The sequence below is a fragment of the Aquimarina spongiae genome, assembly GCF_900141785.1.
Taxonomy (GTDB): Bacteria; Bacteroidota; Bacteroidia; order Flavobacteriales; family Flavobacteriaceae; genus Aquimarina; species Aquimarina spongiae.
Genome location: NZ_FQYP01000002.1, coordinates 435,167 through 452,474, shown reverse-complemented (window position 1 = coordinate 452,474; position 17,308 = coordinate 435,167). Strand labels below are relative to the sequence as shown.

Here is a 17,308-nt window from a genome sequence, read left to right as displayed (position 1 = left end):
AGTTTATGAAAGAGTTTAGCGGGTATGATCATATGATGGCGGAGTATTACGAAGGTTTATCTAATTATGTATTGCCTTTATTGTCATGGGAATTCTACGGGGAATATCATTCTTCCTTAGAAGCATACAAGCAAGACCTTTCCGAGCTTAAAAAGATAACCAAGAATTGGGATTTCGAAAAAGACTATCTTTCAGAATTTGTAGACAAGCACTCGGTAGTCGTAGTGACTAGTCCAGAATTAAAGATTGTTTATGCCTCCAGTAATATCACAAAACTCAATGGATATTCACCAAAGGAGGTAATAGGAAATTCTCCAAAAATGTTTCAGGGAAAAGATACTTGTCTTAAAACTTCGGCAAAGATCAGAGCTGCGGTAGACAAATTAGAGCCTTTCCAGGTAGCTATATTGAATTACAGAAAAGATCAAACTCCTTATACATGTGTAATAAAAGGGTATCCCGTCCTTAATAAAAAAGGAAAGCTAATTAACTACATAGCTTTTGAAAAGGCGGCTTAGATAATCCCTTTTATTACACCTTATTATTTCTTCTCGTTACCAGTAACGTATTTATATTTTATAATATGTTTCTGTTTTTGTGTAATATTTTGATAAACAGGTAAATACCCCGTGTTTTTTATAGCAAAATGTACTAGTTTTGTTATACCTTTTTATTTTTTATCCCCAAATGTATTGAGATCAATTAGTATCTGTAACCAATTCATTCATTATGGAAACTGCACAGGAGTATTATAGTTTGGGGTACTCACATGAAAAAAGCGACCCAGAAAAAGCCATCGAATATTACGAAAAAGCTACACAAATTAATCCGGAATATGTGGATGCATATCTTAATTGGGGTAATGTACTTCTAGATCAGGGACAAGAGGAAGAGGCAAAAGAAAAATACGAAAAATGCCTGGAGTTAGATCCAAATTACAAATTAGCATATCACAATTTAGGGCTCGTACATAGAGCCAGTGAACCCCAAAAAGCAATTGATTATTATAAGAAAGTTATAGCATTGGATCCTATGTATGCTGCTGCTTATCAAAGTTTAGGGAGTTTATATGATAAAATTGATCTCGAAAAAGCGATTCATTATTATGAAAAAGCAATAGAAATAGACCCCAATAATGTAGGATACTATAATGACCTAGGGAATACCTTATTAGATATGAATAGGTATGACGAGGCTATTGAAAACTATCTTCAATGTATCTATCTAGATAATACGTACAAATTTGCATATTGTAACCTTGGTTATGTTTATGAAAGGAAAAAAGAGTATAAAACGGCCATAACATATTATCATAAAGCAATTGATTTGGATTCAAATTATGTTGATGCATATAATGGTTTGGGGAACGTGTATTTGGCTCAAGAGCGGTATGATGATGCCGAAAAGATGTATAAAAAATGCATTGCACTGGATGCTGGTTTTAGACACGCACAATATAACATCGGTTTGTTATATACAAGAATAGATAAAATAGCATTGGCGGTAGAACATTATCAAAAGGCCCTTGATATTGACCCTAATTATATTGATGTTTACTCGGGGTGGGGTGGTATTTTATTAAAACAAGAAAAGTATGAAGAGGCAAGGTCAAAATATGAAAAATGCCTAGAAATTGATCCTACAAATAAGTTGGCATATTCCAGTTTAGGGATTAGTTATCAATCTGAAGACCCTAATAAATCAATATCATACTATGAAAAAGTGCTTGAGATAGATAAACATAATGTTAGCGCGTATAACAACATTTACCATAGTATTACCTCACTTAAAGATTACAAGGACAGTTTAAAAAGGTTTCATGATATTGTTGAGCAATATGATGCTGTAGAAGGATACTGGGCCTTGGGAAATCTTTACCAATATTTCTTGCATGATTTTAACCAAAGTTATGAATGCTATAAAAAAGGACTCAGTAAAGGTGAGGTACAGGATGGTTATCTTGATTTATCCAATTTGTATGATTCAAGAGGTAATTTAAAAGCATCCATAGCCGTACTCGAAGAAGCTTTACAGAAAAAAGATCAGCACATTTATATTCTTCATAATAAGGCCCATTACCTTTTTAAAATGGGAGAATATGAAAAATCCAGGAAATTATGGGCGGATGTGTTAATCCATTATGAAAATGAGTTTGAACAAGATATTAACTTTAAACTAGATGCGCATAACTATTTGTACTATGGGAATATTTATTTTGAATTTTTTGGAGATATAGAAAAAGCAGAAAAGGTATTTCTAGAGGGTATCGCCAAAGATGAAAAGAATATTGGGTTATTGTATGCACTTAATCTCATTTATGCCGAAAAAGATAAACGCGAAATCAATGTAGAATTAAGTAATTATTGGAAACGAAATGCCAATGTAAAGGCAGCCGAAAAAATAATGGACAAACCTTATAGTTTTGCCAATGATTATTTTAAACTGGCAGAATTATATGCTCTCGAAGGCGAAAATGAAAAAGGACATAAGGCAATCAGTGAATATCTGAGCTATGGAGAGCCCAGTGCCAAAGGATTTAATTTACAAGGACAATTGTTTTTGGCACAAGAAGAATACCTTAAAGCTATTCGTTCTTTTAAAAAAGCGTTAAAACTCGATGAGCATAATTTTGTGCTCTCCAATAATTTGGGGAATGCTTACTTAAGAAATAAGGAATACACAGCTGCTCGTGTTGAATTCAATAAGGTACTAAGAAGAGATCCAAATAATGTAGATGCTTTAATTGGCTTAAGTGAATTGAATCTGAATGGACCTGAAGAAGAACTTAATGAGAAAGTTTTAAGCGAAACAGATAAGTACCTTAGCGATGCCATACAAATAGGAAAATCAGGTAAAGGTTCCAAACAACTTAACTTGTATCAAAACCGAAATTCAGAAACAAAAGAAAAGAAATACAAAGATTTGAAACTTTCAGATTTATATTATTCTAGAGGATATATCAAAACCAAACAATACGAAAAACACAAATTAGAGATCAATAATTCGTATCTGAAAGATAGTTTGCAATGTTTTAAAAAATCTTTGGATAGCAATCCAGATAATATCAAAGCCAAAATAGCCATAGAAGAGATCAATACATTCATTAAGTCCAAAAGGGATACGAATATTAATGAAAGATCTAGAGCATTATTGGTTTGTAGTATGGCTTTTGTACTGTTTGCTTTTTGTCAGTATTATTTTTATTTCCTGCCCAAAAGTACCAGTAGCTATGCCCTGGATGAAAAAGGGATTACTTACCTAACAGAGGCATTTTCGTTAAAAGAAAAAGGAGTTAGTGGTATAAAAAGCATTACTGGAGTTCCTTTTAATGACAAAACTACCTTGGTGACGGAAATTCAAAAGATAGTTGCCAAAGATCAAAAGGTAGATATGATCAAAGTCTTGGAGAAAATGGATTTTAAAATGTTAGATTCTGGTACCTCCAATAGTGTTTTATCTGCTGGGTATTATGCATTAATCTCTTTCGGGTCTATTCTGTTTATGATTGCTGGGTTGTACTTGCGTAAGTTGTTAAAGATCAAAGTAGGAGTAATTGAACTCGAAAAAAATAAACCTTCGGAAATTAGTGATATGTCACTTTCAGGAATTGAAAAATAATTGGTGTAGGTATTGTTCACTAAATAAAGTAAATACAATTATACCGTTCCTATCATTATGTAGTTTAATTTTAAATAAGTAAAGAAGGAGTGAAGTTCATTTTAAATGGATGGGAAATTGCTTACTTTAGTTTTTTTGACAAAAATTCTAAGTTAAGCGTATGATACCAGAAATAGAAAAATTATTAAATGAGCAGGTAAAATATGAAGCCAAAGCCTCTGCGCAATATTTATCAATGGCAAGTTGGGCAGATACAAATGGTTATAATGGTGTTGCCAATTTCTTCTATACACAATCGGAGGAAGAACGAGTACATATGACCAAATTGGTGAAATTTATAAATGAAAGAAGTGGTAACGCCGTAATACCAGCTATTGATAAACCCAGAGATGATTTTAAATCTCTAATGGAGTTGTTTGAAGTATTCCTGGAAAGTGAGGAGTTTGTAACAGCAAAAATTAATAATATCATTTATGAATGTTTACAATTTAAGGATTACAACGTTCATAATTTTATGCAATGGTATGTTGCAGAACAATTAGAAGAAGAGGCTACAGCAAGAGATTTGCTGGATAAATTAAAGATTATTGGGGATGATAAATCAGGTCATTATTTGTTTGATCGAGATATCAATTCTTTCCAACCAGAAGAACCAGCTAACTAATTGTTAATAAGTTAGTAAATAAAGAGAAAGGATTTCTTGCCTAAGGTAGTATTTTTTATATTTTTGCACTTTATTTAGATTTAATAAAAATTACAAAGTGCATAGTACAGATACCCCTTCATTATATTCTCCTTGTGTTTCTATGAATTGCGAAGTTGCCTGTGGTGGCAAAAAGAAAAAATGTTGCAAGAAGTACAAGAAAAAAGGAAAAACGAATTGCAAAAGATGTCCAAAACTTTGATAGAACTAAACATACATTGGTGAATAACCATCCGATGTTAGAGACGGAGATAAAATTGATTATCTCCGTTTTTTTATGACAAGATTGTAGGTGTTGAATAGTAACTTGAAGGATATTTTTTTATTATTGTATATAAAATTCTATGCTATGCGATTGATAATGATTGTTGGGTGCTTTTTAGTTGCAGGTCTTCATATGGCAACTGGGCAGGAGTGGCTTACTGATTTTGAAGAGGCTAAAAAAGTAGCCTCAGAAAATGATAAACCTATTGTTTTGGTTTTTGCAGGTTCAGATTGGTGTGTACCATGTATCAAACTTGAAAAACAGATTTTACATACGAGTGAGTTCCAAAAGTATGCAAAGGAACACTACATTCTAATGAAGGCGGATTTCCCAAGAAAGAAAAAAAACCAGTTATCTAAGACGTTGCAAGCTCAAAATAACGTTTTAGCAGAAAAGTATAATAGAAGTGGAGGATTCCCATTGGTGGTCGTGTTAGATAAAACCGGAAACAAACTTGGGGAAACTGGTTACAAAAAGGTGTCACCCCAATCGTATATCAAACTTTTAAACTCTATTATTCAATAACGATTTGAAGTTTCTAATTACTCTTGTTATATATTTAGCTAGTTATCTTACGATGGCACAGCAAATTTATAAGCGTGCTGTTTTACTAATGGGTAGTGATTTTGAGATCACGGTAGTTGCCGAGAACAAAGAACATGCAGATCGATATATAGATGTAGCTATCCAAGAAATTCAAAGAATTGAACAAAAGATATCATCCTGGGATCAAAATTCGTTGACTTCTTCAGTTAACAAGCATGCTGGGATACTCCCTGTTGAGGTAGATAAGGAGCTTTTTGATCTTATTACAAGATCAATAGCAATATCTAGATTAACCGATGGTGCCTTTGATATTAGTTATGCTTCTATGGATAAGATATGGAAGTTTGATGGTACGGTAAACGCTTTGCCGTCATCAGCAGAAATTAAAGCATCTATTGCCAATGTTGGGTTTCAAAACATTAAGTTGAACAAAGAAAAAAGAACAGTTTTTTTACCTAAGAAAGGAATGAAAATTGGATTTGGCGCAATTGGTAAAGGATATGCAGCTGATAAAGCTAAAGAATTGCTTATTGTCAACGGTGTAAAAGCAGGGATTATCAATGCCTCTGGTGATATGAGTGCCTGGGGAGTACAACCTGATAAGACACATTGGAAAGTAGCAATTACCAATCCTTTGAACAAAAAAAATGCTTTTGCCATACTACCTCTTGTAGATCGTGCAGTGGTTACTTCAGGAAATTATGAAAAGTATCTTATCTTAGAGGGAAAAAGATATGCGCATATTATTGATCCACGTACCGGATACCCTACAGAAAATATCGCAGGTGTAACCGTTTTTGCTCCAAAAGCAGAATTAGCTGATGCATTAGCTACTTCGGTTTTTGTAATGGGAGTAACCACGGGAATGGATAGAATAAATCAATTAGATAATATTGAATGTATTATCATAGATAATGAAGGTAATATACATACCTCCAAAAACATAAAAATAGACCAATGAGTTATAGGTTAGTTTTAGGAATTCTTCTTACCAGCCTGCTGCATTCGTGTGTGGTGGTAAAAGAATACGAGAAAGTGCAATTGAATGATCCAGATATGGAGTTGGCACTGAAAAAATGTGATCGTTTTGAAACCAATTTTCAAGCCTACAGAGAATCAGCTGCTGGTGCTAATGGAGGCAAAACAGGTGGTGGATGTGGTTGCAACTAAACTAATGGTATACAAAGAATATAACTCTTAAATTTTAGCTTTTGAAACGATTAATTTTGATCATCATCTTATGGAATACGTTTTGCGTTGTAGGACAAGAACAACAAGAAACAGAAAGATATAAGAAAAGAGTTTTGGAATCCACAGAAGTCGATTACCTGATGAGTTATTACACACAAGAGGGAAGTAATGCGGCAGTAACCGGTGGATTGGGGACAGAAGAACTTACCGATGTAACACCTACCATAGTGGTGTCGATTCCTCTCAATGATGACGATGTCTTGATTATAGATTCGAGTGTTTCTGCCTATACCTCGGCTTCATCAAGTAATGTTGATCCTTTTGATACCGAAGGACTTGCTAATCCATTTGTTGCTTCGTCTGGAGCTTCAAGAAATGATGTTTTAACCACATTTACAGGTACCTATAGCCATAGTAGTGATGACAGGAATAGAGTATGGTCGGTCAATGCCTCTATAGCCAACGAATACGACTATTTCTCAGTAGGTTTCGGTGGTAGTTATGCCTATTTGTTTAATGAAAAAAATACCGAAGTTAGTATCAAAGCCAATGTGTTCTTGGATACCTGGAACGCAATTTACCCTTCAGAATTAAGGGATAATCCAGCATTTATTGAGTTTGATGACGAATCCCGAAACTCCTATTCACTAGGGTTGGGCTTTTCTCAGATTTTATCCAAAAAACTTCAGGGTTCTTTGTCCTTAGATCTCATACAACAAGAAGGATTGCTTTCTACGCCTTTTCAAAGAGTATTATTTGCCGATGTCGCGGATCAGGTGGTTCAGGAATTTACTTTGGGAGATGATGTAGAAAGATTACCGGATACTCGATTTAAAATTGCTATGGGGGGTAGACTGCATTATTATGTCAATGAATATGTTGCAGTACGGACTTTTTATAGATATTATACAGATGATTGGGGGATTAATTCGCATACAGCAAGTATCGAATTACCCATAAAAATCACAGATAAGTTTACGGTATATCCAAGTTATCGTTTTTATCATCAAACCGAAGCAGATTATTTTGCACCATTTAATGAGCATTTGTCTATTCAGGAATTTTATACTTCTGATTTTGATTTATCAGATTTTAATGCAAATCAGTATGGTGTCGGGATAAGCTATACTGATATTTTTGCCAAAGCGCATATTTGGAAATTCGGACTGAAGAGTATTGATTTTAGATATAGATACTACGAACGAAACTCTGGATTGAATGCCAATTTGTTTTCAGGGGGCTTTAATTTCCAAATGGATTAGTGCACATCCAGCAAGTTTCGGGTTTACTCGAAGTGTATACGAATGTACTTTTGTAAGGTTTCAAATAGAAAAAAATGACACTACAAAATAGTATTAATTACAACCGTATAGCGGAGGCGATTAGGTATATAAAAGAAAACTTTAAGCAACAACCCGATTTGGATGAAATTGCGAGTAAGGTACATCTGAGTCCATTTCATTTCCAAAGACTATTTACAGAATGGGTTGGAGTAAGCCCTAAAAAATTTCTGCAGTTCATAAGCATCGAGTACGCAAAGCAAGTGCTAAAAAATAATGCGTCAACATTGTTCGATACGGCTTTTGAGACAGGACTTTCCGGAACAGGAAGATTACACGATATGTTTATCAACATCGAAGGGATGACCCCAGGAGAATATAAAAATGAAGGTCAAAATCTAGAAGTCAACTATAATTTTTACGATACTAATTTCGGGACCATTCTGGTGGGATCTACAAGCAAAGGAATTTGCCATATGGCATTTACTGAAGATCGAGATGAAGGATTTGTTGTATTACAGAAAAGGTTTTGTAGAGCACAATTCAACCAAACTACAGATCCTATACAAGAAAATGCACTACATATTTTTACCAAAGATTGGAAACAACAGGACCAGATAAAACTTCATTTAAAAGCTACTGATTTTCAAATTAAAGTATGGAGTACACTGCTTAAAATCCCTAAAGGAGGTTTAGCAACGTATAGCGATGTCGCTAATCATATTGATAATCCAGGAGCCGTAAGAGCTGTTGGGACTGCGATCGGACAAAACCCAGTGGCTTTTTTAATCCCTTGTCATCGAGTGATTAGAGCATCTGGAGATTTTGGACAATACCATTGGGGAACTGTTAGGAAAACGGCAATTATCGGCTGGGAGGCCGCCAATGTGTAGCATACATTGAGCAATATTCGGGTGGTATACGAGATCGTTAAAGTTCATCTTTGTAGCAGAACTTTAAAATCAAAACGATGAATACATTTAGAATTGTGCCATTATCAAAAGAGTATGTTTCGAGAATTAAAGCTACCAAAATAGATGCGTATGGCTATCCCGTTGTTGAACAACTTGCAAGTGGATATGGTCCTTGCCGATTTTCATTAAAACCTTTTGAACCGGGGAAGGACAAAAGACTATTGCTGAGACATAGTCCGTTTGAAATTGCTAATGCATTTGACCAACCGGGACCTATTTTTATTCATAAAGAAGAAGTAGCACCGTATCAAAATATCCATGTTTTCCCTCCAGAGATTAAGGCAGATACCAAAAATTTTCCATTGACACTGATTGGATATAATGAAGATCAAAAAATGGTATTTACGCAATTGGTCAAGGATGATGATGTGGATATATTAATTTCGCAAATCTTTGAAGAGCACAAAGAAGTATCGTATCTACATGCCAGAAATGCCGAGGCAGGTTGTTACATCTGTAAAATCGAAAGGGCATAAAGTGAATATTAATAAAAAAGGGAACACATAAAACAGCGTTCCCTTTTTGCCATGTAGCTTTAGAGGTAATCCACGAGCATTTTATAGTGTAACGTTTCAAAAAAGAATAACCCTACCCTTTAAAGGTCATTTTTTTAATTTTTTCATTTTTAGTCAGTTGCAAAAAGGATTAAGTTTTTTTTATGAGAAGTATCCAAATTGTTTTTCTACTTTAGAGCATCACCTAATTCTTATTAATATAACAAATCATCAAAATGAAACGAACAATCACTTTATTAGCAATGTGTATGGCTATTGCGTTTTGCCAGGCACAAGAATCGGACTACGCTCTTGTAGAAAAAACTGTACGTTATTATCTGGATGGAGGTACCAACAATGATTTTGAGACCCTAAAAAAGGCATTTCATGAAACGGCTACTATGAAATTTATAGGAGACGAATACAAAGAAGTGAATGCACTGGAGTTTTTTGGAAAAATGAAACCTGGTCCTAAACAAAACAGAAAAACAAGAATTGATTATATCAATGTGTCTGGACATGCTGCCAATGCAAAATTAGAAATTGAATACCCAAATTTTACCTTCATTGATTATATGAATCTACTAAAGATCAATGGAGAATGGAAAATCGTGAACAAGATTTTTTATAAGAAAACACAAGACTTAGCCTCTAAGTAGAACTATCAAGTATTTATCCAATTTTTAAGAAACAACATCAATGATTTTTAGACAATACCTTTGGATTGCACTTTTACTAGTGGCAACAGACTACGCATATTCACAAAATAATGGAACATATCTAAAACAGAAGGCGCCAGGAACAACTCCAGAAATTTTTGCTCCGGGAATTATTTCTAATGAAGACGAATATGAATTTGGTTCTGTGTTTTCAAAGAATGCAGAAGAATTTTTTTATGGTGTAGACACGGGAAATAGGGCAGAAATTAGATATACTCGAAAGGAAAAAGACTCTTGGACTACTCCAAAAATAATAGTTGCACACGAGGTTTACGGTTTTAATGATCCCTTTTTATCTCCAGACGAAAACAGACTTTATTATATTTCTAATCGGCCATTAAATGGAAAAGGAGAGGGTAAAGATTATGATATTTGGTATTCTGTTCGGGAAAAGGATGGTTGGTCGTCACCTATTAATGCAGGACCAAATATCAATACTCAATCCAACGAATACTATATATCGTTTACTGCTGAGGGAACGATGTATTTTAGTTCTAATAAAAATACTACCCAGGATGAGGGACACAATTTTGATATTTATAGTGCGACTTATCGCAACAATGAATTTCAAAAACCGATAAAGTTGAGTACCGCCATCAATACCAAAGCATACGAGGCGGATGTTTTTGTAGCTTTAGATGAGTCGTATGTTATTTTTTGTGCTACTAGAAAAGACGGCTTAGGTAGAGGAGACTTGTACATAAGTTTTAAGCAAGAAGATGGCAGTTGGACAAAAGCTAAAAATATGGGAGCATCCATAAATACCAAAAATCATGAGCTTTGTCCTTTTGTGAGTAATGATGGTAAGTACTTGTTTTACACCAGTAATAGAGATATTTATTGGGTAGATGCTAAAATTTTGGATAGTTACAGATAAAAAGTAAGTTATGCGAATAGATATTTCTTAAAGAATTGTGAAAAGATATTAAAAAGTATAGATGAGGATACGTTAAAAAATATTAAATTTAAACTGGATTAAATTCGGAGCTTATGAAAGTTAATGTTGTTTTTTTAGGGGTATTGATGTTTTTTACATTGCATTTCGCTAATGCGAGCACGACCGATAGCAAGATATTATCCTTTGATCAGGAAAACCCGGAAGAATTGGTAGGGAAGTGGATGATGGATGGAGATGATGAGACCTATATAGAATTAAACTCAGATGGAACAGCAACAGAAAAGTCTATAGGAGAGCCAATGAAAAGATTCTGGTCTGTAAAAAATGATAAACTCTGTTTAAAAGCTTCTGAAAAACAAAATGGTGCAGAAATGTGTATAGAATTTATGCTTAACCAAGATGTACTTGTGTTAACCATGGATAACATGAAACTACCGTACACTAGATATAGAGGGCATTAGTGATATTGTTCTTAACTACTGATGCATCTAGAATACTAAAGTACTATTTTTATAATGGTCCGTTTGGGGTAAAAATGACGTTGATTGAGCAATCTGATATTCCTTTTTCGATGATATGGGCACACCCAATAAAGGCCATCTCTATATAGCATATCTGCTCATAGAAAAATAATGCAGGAGAGCTAATTTTTATTTTTTTTCTAAATATTGTCCAAATAAAAGATCGATGTTCGTCATAATGGTGTAAAAAAAATATAAACCATTAAAAAAACAAACACATGAAAGAATTTATGTTTCTCTTTAGAGGAGGAGATGAAGTATGGGATACCAAATCTCCAGAAGAACAACAAGAACACATGCAGCACTGGCAGCAATGGATCGGCGAAATTGCAGAACAGGGTAAATTCGTAAGTGGAGAAAGATTGCGAACTCAAGGAAAAACAGTGATAAATAAAGGAACAAGTATCATTGATCGCCCTTTAACCGAAGGTAAAGAACTTGTTGGAGGGTATCTAAGGATAAAAGCAGATTCCATCGAAGAAGCAACAGAAATGGCCAAAGGATGTCCAGGTTTTCGTTGGGATGCTTCTGGAGTTGAAGTGCGCGAAGTGTGGCCAGAACATTAAACCATTTTGCTATGAGTGATTTTTTATTAATTATAAGAGGAGGGCAAGAATTGTATGCCCAGAATTCTCCGGAAGAAATGCAACAACATATGGAGGATTGGCAAGATTGGATGAATACCTTGGCAAAGGAAGAAAAATTGCTAGGAGGTCAACCTTTGATGAATGAAGGGAAAACCTTGTTGGATTTTGGTAAAAAAGTGATTGATCGCCCTCTTGCTGAAGGTAAGGAGCTTGTAGGCGGATATCTATTGATCAAAGCCGAATCATTAGACAGTGCCACCGAAATTGCTAAAAACTGTCCTAGCATTACTTATAACTGTAGTGTAGAAGTTCGGGAAATAAGCCCGATGTAATTCATTTGGAGAATTACAATAACATAGAAGCTACGGTAAACCATCTTTTCAGAAAAGAATCTGGAAAGATGGTTGCTGTTTTGATCAAGATCTTTGGAACAGAAAATATAGAACTGGCCGAGGATGTGGTACAAGATGCTTTGCTAAAGGCATTAGAGACCTGGAAATATAGAGGACTTCCAGATAACCCAAGTGCGTGGTTGTATCGTACGGCAAAGAATAGAGCAATCGATGTCATCCGACGAAATAAACATAGTCGGGTTATTGATTTTTCGGATCCTCAGCGGCAATTGTTAACATCTAATTATACCTTGGGCGCGACTATGGATACCTATTGGCAAGAAGATAGTATAAAAGATGATTTCCTGGCGATGATGTTTGCCTGTTGTCACCCAAATATTTCTCCAGAAAACCAAATTACCTTTATTCTTAAATCTTTGTGTGGATTCAGTACCAAAGAAGTGGCAAAAGCTTTTTTGACTGGTGAAGATACCGTTTCAAAACGTTTGTATCGTACCAAAGAGTACTTCAGGAAACATAAGATTAAACCCCAAATACCCAAACCAGATCAGATTGTTTTACGAACCAATACGGTGTTGAGCGCCATTTATTTGATGTTTAACGAGGGATATAATTCTACACATTCTAATGACCTCATTCGAAAAGATTTAATTGGTCAAGCCATGTTATTATGCCGCTCTCTATTTTCTGAAGAAAGAACAGCACTACCACAAGTATATGCGTTGATGGCACTGATGTGTTTTCATGCAGCAAGAGTAGATAGTCGTTTAGGGAGCAACGGAGAGTTGATTCTTTTGGATAAACAGGATCGAAAACTTTGGGACCCATCTTTGATCGACTCTGGGAAATTGTATATGAATAAAGCATCTTTTGGAAATCAGTTGTCTACCTATCATCTGGAAGCAGCAATAGCCTACGAACATTGTAGTGCCAGACAATACGAAAACACCAATTGGAAAAAGATCTTAGAGTATTACGATATTCTTCTGAAACTGGCTTTTGATCCCGTTGTATTTCTAAATCGAGCCTTGGTTATTCTTGAACTCTACGGGCCACTAGAAGCATTGGAAGCGATTGATCATATCAAAAACGAAAAACAATTACAAGGGTATTACCTTTATCATGCATCTTTGGGAGAGATTAATAAAAGACTACAGCAATTAGACAAGGCAATCGCCCATTTTGAAAATGCCATTGCTTTGACCGGATCCAAGCAAGAAAAACAACTACTCGAAGGCAAAATTCAAGAAATGATGAAGTCAATTCAATCGAAATAAAAGGGATGTTGATAAAAATAAATGCAGGTTACGGGAACCCGTAGTTTCTGTATTGAATATTTAAGTATGTTCGTTGCTTAGCTACGTTTTACTAAAAATATGGTTGATGGGGAATGGCCATGTTTAAATAGCACTAAGTAATATATTTAATGAAGAAATTGTTGTCATCCTTTTTTAGGGAGTGGTTTTTGATCAATGGATCCAGAAATCATCAGGATACTATTTTTATTACCTCTACAGATAATGCTACTGGGAGAACTATAATGATCGAAGAAAATGAGTATAATGTTTGGGTGTATTTATTGCGATCAGACAAAGGAGGAATTGACTTTAAAGGCTTTCTGTGCACTGTAATTAATCCCAAAAAAAATGATGCTTCTATACAAGAAAAACCGGTTGCGGATACTTTGTTGCCTTCTTCAATAGTTAATTCGTTTGGATATATAAAAAACATTAGAAAAAAACATATTTCGATACATTGGCAACCAGACTATGTTTCTGTTCTTGTAAAAAATAAAGTATATCTCATTATGGATATTGTCTCAAAGGTGAGTTATTCAAAAGGTCTCGCTGAAGATTGCGAATATGGGAAATGTTTGGAGGGCTAAAAAAAATGACGGCTACACGTACTGCTTATTCAGTGTAACCGTCCTTAGTTATTGCGTTTTGTTTCCATTACCTGTGAATTGCGTAACTACAAGATGCTGGAAGTTCTTTTAAAAAGTTAATAAATGGTTTAAAGTCCAATCCGAATGTAAAGTTTAAAGTTTTCATACACTATTAATTTTAATTGTTTGTATTATTTGGTTTATATAAATCAATAGCTGTGCCAAACTTTTAAACATTTGATTATTAGATGGTTGTGAAGCGTTTTGTTTTCTTGGATTTAAAATGATATGTTTTAATTCATGTTTTATTCGAGGATGTAGATCAATCTACCATCCATATGATCTGCTACTCTTCCGTAGGCAATCAAAGAAGCACCTATAGTCCATCGATTTGCAATACGATACCAAAAAGAATAGCGCTGATATACATCATTGGGTTGTAATGTTTCGGGATGGGTAATATAGATCCCAAACTGTTGAAGAAAATAGAAGTTGCCTACAGAAAAATGATGACCTGCCGTAATCGCTGAAGAAAAAGCGGATTCATTTATTCCTTCGTTTTCTGCTCGCTTTTCATCAGACCAATCATACCATAGTTCTGCTCCCAGATTGAAGCCATTTATTCGGGATAAAGGTTTGAGGGCTCCTCCCAGTACTCCGAATAATGGATGATTGGATGCCTCGGCTTCACGATCAGAAGATCTTAAACTAGCAAAACCACCAAGGTAGTAGTTCCAGGAGGTCGAATATTTTTTTAGTTCATCTGGCTTAGGAGTTAGTTTGTAATCACCGATCACCTTGTCAACACCAAGGGATAGTGTGGGGAAGTTCATCCCTTTATTAGGTTGTTTTTGCCCTCCATTCGAGATGTGGTTGTAATTTGCAGTAAGATTGATGGCATAACCATTATTGAAATGATAATTTAGATTGAGCGATAAGGCCAGATAAAAACTCAAATTGGTACTAAAAAGTAGATTGTCTGGATTGGTTTCTTCATCAAAAATAGTATCCAGATATGTTGCACCGATAGATCCTCTAAGAGAGAATTTTAATGGTCCTTGATAAATAAAATAAGGTTCTACAAAATAGATAAGGTTATATGAATTCCCCAATACATCAGGATTTGCATAGTTGAAATACGCAAAAGCAAAACCCGTTTTTCCATAGCAGAAACAAGTTTTCCAGGCTTTATCACTGGTTTTGAGCTTACTTATTTCAATTTGTAATCCAAACGGGTTGGTTTGAGATATAGGTTTTAGGTCTGGAGTATGAGCAATAATAAAACCGTAGTGTGATTTTACACCATAAAATTTTAAGTCCGATTGGGCATTCACAATGCTATAAGTCCCCAATATGATGCAGAGTATAATAATTCTAAGCATACCTCTATATATGTACAAATAAGGTACTTAAAATTTAGGTGGCGATAAAATTAATCAGGTAATAAAATGATAAATATGCCCGAGATCGAGTTTTTTCCTAGGTAGAAACAAGGAAAAAAGATAAAAAGACCTCAATCAATTCGAAAAGTCCGTAATTAAAACACTTCCACTGTTACCGTATTGTGACCAATTACATTTTTCACAATTAATATTTTTTAGTACTCTCTTTTACGGTTGGCCCATGTGTTAATTGAGAGTGAAGACTTTACTTTATGGTAAAGGCCTTTTTATTCTAAGCGGCAATATCATTACCGTTCTCTTCGTATTTTCCTACCATCAATGAAGCCAGTAGCGACCTGGAATCAAATTGAATAAAAATAGGATTTTGTTGTTTGAAGGTATTCAGTATAGTTTGTAAACCTGATTCGTGAAAATACACCGAAAACGTTTTGTCTGCTTTCAGTTTGTTTTTAGGAAGTGCCTTATCATTTTTGATAATCCCCAGGCAACCTAAATACTTTGAATTTTCCCCATACAAGTATACATACCCCATTTGGTAACCTCCACCTTCTGCATAGTTGCTAATAATCTTAATGTTATAGCTTTCTATTTTGTGTGTAAAAACCATTTTTGGTATTGCTTTTTTAAGAATTAATGATTGTTTGTTTTATTGGTATTATCAATATTTGTTCCAAAGTTATTGGATATAGCTTTTACGCGGTAGAGGGAAAACACGGATTCTGACCAGGGGGTATTTCCCTTTTCTATGGGTTATTTGAATATTTTTAAGAATTCTGTGATTAAAACACTTTGGTAAAGTAAAAACCTAAACCATAACTATCGTTGTATTGAGGAGCAAATGCTACTCCCTTTAAGTTTTTAAATGGATTCCAATCGAATAAGTATTCAAAATGGTACACTACTTTGGTTGCCAAAATACCAATTCCAGCACCTACCAATACATCGGATAGGTAATGTGCATTGTTCATCATTCGTAAAGCTCCGGTCATCACTGCAAAAGCGTATCCACTATATGCTAAAGCCGGGCTTGTATCTTTGAACTCTTCATACAAAACGCTAGCGGTAGTAAAGGCAGTGGTGGTATGTCCAGATGGGAAGGAGTTTGCATGTGTGGAGTTCTCTGCGTAATCTCCAGGTCTTTTTTTATAAATTTCTTTTTTCAGAAGAGTAGAAGTACCATTACTCAATAAAGAAGATAAAATCAAAATCTTTGTTTGGTCAAACCAATGATTTTGAGCCTTAACTCCCAAAATGTCTGCAGTATACATTTGTAATACAGGGATATACCTGGTATAATCATCTATTTTGGTATTGAAATCATTACCGATTGAACTTCGCAAATCTTTTTGTAAAGATTGTTCAAAATCGTTGGTAGACAATAAGACTCCAGTGGTTATTAATGCAATGGGAACTAGCCTTCCAGTAAGTTTCCTTTTCTTTACTGATTGTTCGGTTTGGTAATACTTCGTAAAATCATTTTTCTGTTCTGATTTGGGAGTCAATTGGGCAATAGAAGTATGACAACAAAGGCATACAAGCCATAGGGATATAATTTTTTTCATAGCGATTCATTTTGGGGACTTACGCAGTGTGATCAATTATCAACAGAAATATACAAGTTTTGTATTAAAAAAATGTTAATAAATTAGTTTTTGTTAATAAATAATTAACTTTTTTTGATAAAATTTCGCTTTTTGTCGATAAATAATGTTTTTTAACGATGTTTGTTATTGCCTTATGCTGAAATGTGGATATTCTTTAGATAAGGTCAAAAACTTGTTAGGGGTTTTCAAAATCTTGTAAAAAAATAACATAAGGATAACATGAAGTATTCTTTAAAAAAACGTATATTTGCACGCAATTAAATTTTA

The 17,308-nt window shown here is 34.5% G+C and carries 19 protein-coding genes; 16 read left to right on the top strand and 3 right to left on the bottom strand.

What is annotated here, in order from left to right:
• Positions 1-5 precede the first annotated feature (5 nt).
• The 16 genes from BUE24_RS06800 to BUE24_RS06725 all read left to right on the top strand — a co-directional run bounded on the left by BUE24_RS06800 (position 6) and on the right by BUE24_RS06725 (position 14,034).
• Entirely contained in the window at positions 6-518 is a 513-nt protein-coding gene (locus BUE24_RS06800; RefSeq protein ID WP_073315214.1) for a PAS domain-containing protein, read from the top strand.
• 211 nt (positions 519-729) lie between these two features.
• Complete coding sequence (locus tag BUE24_RS06795) at positions 730-3,618, top strand: tetratricopeptide repeat protein (protein ID WP_073315212.1); 2,889 nt, start codon at positions 730-732, stop codon at positions 3,616-3,618.
• A gap of 160 nt (positions 3,619-3,778) precedes the next feature.
• On the top strand, positions 3,779-4,282 hold the full coding sequence (locus BUE24_RS06790) for a ferritin (RefSeq protein WP_073315210.1): 504 nt from the start codon (positions 3,779-3,781) through the stop codon (positions 4,280-4,282).
• Positions 4,283-4,670: 388 nt separating this feature from the next.
• Positions 4,671-5,111 (top strand): thioredoxin family protein, encoded by a 441-nt coding sequence (locus tag BUE24_RS06785; RefSeq protein ID WP_073315208.1) that lies wholly within the window; start codon positions 4,671-4,673, stop codon positions 5,109-5,111.
• A 52-nt stretch (positions 5,112-5,163) separates the two neighbouring features.
• Positions 5,164-6,093, top strand: coding sequence for an FAD:protein FMN transferase (locus BUE24_RS06780; RefSeq protein ID WP_084549446.1), 930 nt, complete (start codon positions 5,164-5,166; stop codon positions 6,091-6,093).
• Positions 6,090-6,302, top strand: a complete 213-nt coding sequence (locus tag BUE24_RS06775; RefSeq protein ID WP_073315204.1) for a DUF4266 domain-containing protein — start codon at positions 6,090-6,092, stop codon at positions 6,300-6,302. The genes BUE24_RS06780 and BUE24_RS06775 overlap by 4 nt, the downstream gene beginning before the upstream one ends.
• 41 nt (positions 6,303-6,343) lie before the next feature.
• On the top strand, positions 6,344-7,585 hold the full coding sequence (locus BUE24_RS06770; RefSeq protein ID WP_073315202.1) for a DUF3570 domain-containing protein: 1,242 nt from the start codon (positions 6,344-6,346) through the stop codon (positions 7,583-7,585).
• Between the two features lie 74 nt (positions 7,586-7,659).
• Positions 7,660-8,496 carry a bifunctional helix-turn-helix domain-containing protein/methylated-DNA--[protein]-cysteine S-methyltransferase gene (locus tag BUE24_RS06765; protein ID WP_073315200.1) on the top strand — a complete coding sequence of 279 codons (837 nt, stop codon included), beginning with the start codon at positions 7,660-7,662 and terminating at the stop codon, positions 8,494-8,496.
• Between the two features lie 77 nt (positions 8,497-8,573).
• The gene (locus BUE24_RS06760) at positions 8,574-9,053 is read left to right on the top strand and encodes a DUF1203 domain-containing protein (RefSeq protein ID WP_073315198.1); all 480 of its coding nucleotides are present in this window, start codon (positions 8,574-8,576) and stop codon (positions 9,051-9,053) included.
• Positions 9,054-9,307: 254 nt separating this feature from the next.
• Complete coding sequence (locus tag BUE24_RS06755; protein WP_084549430.1) at positions 9,308-9,730, top strand: nuclear transport factor 2 family protein; 423 nt, start codon at positions 9,308-9,310, stop codon at positions 9,728-9,730.
• A gap of 40 nt (positions 9,731-9,770) precedes the next feature.
• Positions 9,771-10,667, top strand: coding sequence for a PD40 domain-containing protein (locus BUE24_RS06750; protein ID WP_073315194.1), 897 nt, complete (start codon positions 9,771-9,773; stop codon positions 10,665-10,667).
• A 113-nt stretch (positions 10,668-10,780) separates the two neighbouring features.
• On the top strand, positions 10,781-11,149 hold the full coding sequence (locus BUE24_RS06745; RefSeq protein ID WP_073315192.1) for a lipocalin family protein: 369 nt from the start codon (positions 10,781-10,783) through the stop codon (positions 11,147-11,149).
• Between the two features lie 278 nt (positions 11,150-11,427).
• The gene (locus BUE24_RS06740) at positions 11,428-11,775 is read left to right on the top strand and encodes a YciI family protein (RefSeq protein WP_073315190.1); all 348 of its coding nucleotides are present in this window, start codon (positions 11,428-11,430) and stop codon (positions 11,773-11,775) included.
• Positions 11,776-11,786: 11 nt separating this feature from the next.
• On the top strand, positions 11,787-12,128 hold the full coding sequence (locus BUE24_RS06735) for a YciI family protein (RefSeq protein ID WP_073315188.1): 342 nt from the start codon (positions 11,787-11,789) through the stop codon (positions 12,126-12,128).
• Positions 12,129-12,133: 5 nt separating this feature from the next.
• Complete coding sequence (locus BUE24_RS06730) at positions 12,134-13,426, top strand: RNA polymerase sigma factor (protein WP_073315186.1); 1,293 nt, start codon at positions 12,134-12,136, stop codon at positions 13,424-13,426.
• 149 nt (positions 13,427-13,575) lie between these two features.
• The gene (locus BUE24_RS06725) at positions 13,576-14,034 is read left to right on the top strand and encodes a hypothetical protein (protein WP_073315184.1); all 459 of its coding nucleotides are present in this window, start codon (positions 13,576-13,578) and stop codon (positions 14,032-14,034) included.
• Between the two features lie 305 nt (positions 14,035-14,339).
• On the opposite strand, the gene BUE24_RS06720 is transcribed toward BUE24_RS06725, so the two are convergent.
• From BUE24_RS06720 to BUE24_RS06710, 3 genes are all read right to left on the bottom strand, one after another.
• Entirely contained in the window at positions 14,340-15,416 is a 1,077-nt protein-coding gene (locus BUE24_RS06720; protein ID WP_084549429.1) for an acyloxyacyl hydrolase, read from the bottom strand.
• 292 nt (positions 15,417-15,708) lie between these two features.
• Entirely contained in the window at positions 15,709-16,044 is a 336-nt protein-coding gene (locus tag BUE24_RS06715) for a hypothetical protein (RefSeq protein WP_073315180.1), read from the bottom strand.
• 172 nt (positions 16,045-16,216) lie between these two features.
• Positions 16,217-16,999 (bottom strand): phosphatase PAP2 family protein, encoded by a 783-nt coding sequence (locus tag BUE24_RS06710; RefSeq protein ID WP_073315178.1) that lies wholly within the window; start codon positions 16,997-16,999, stop codon positions 16,217-16,219.
• Positions 17,000-17,308 lie beyond the last annotated feature (309 nt).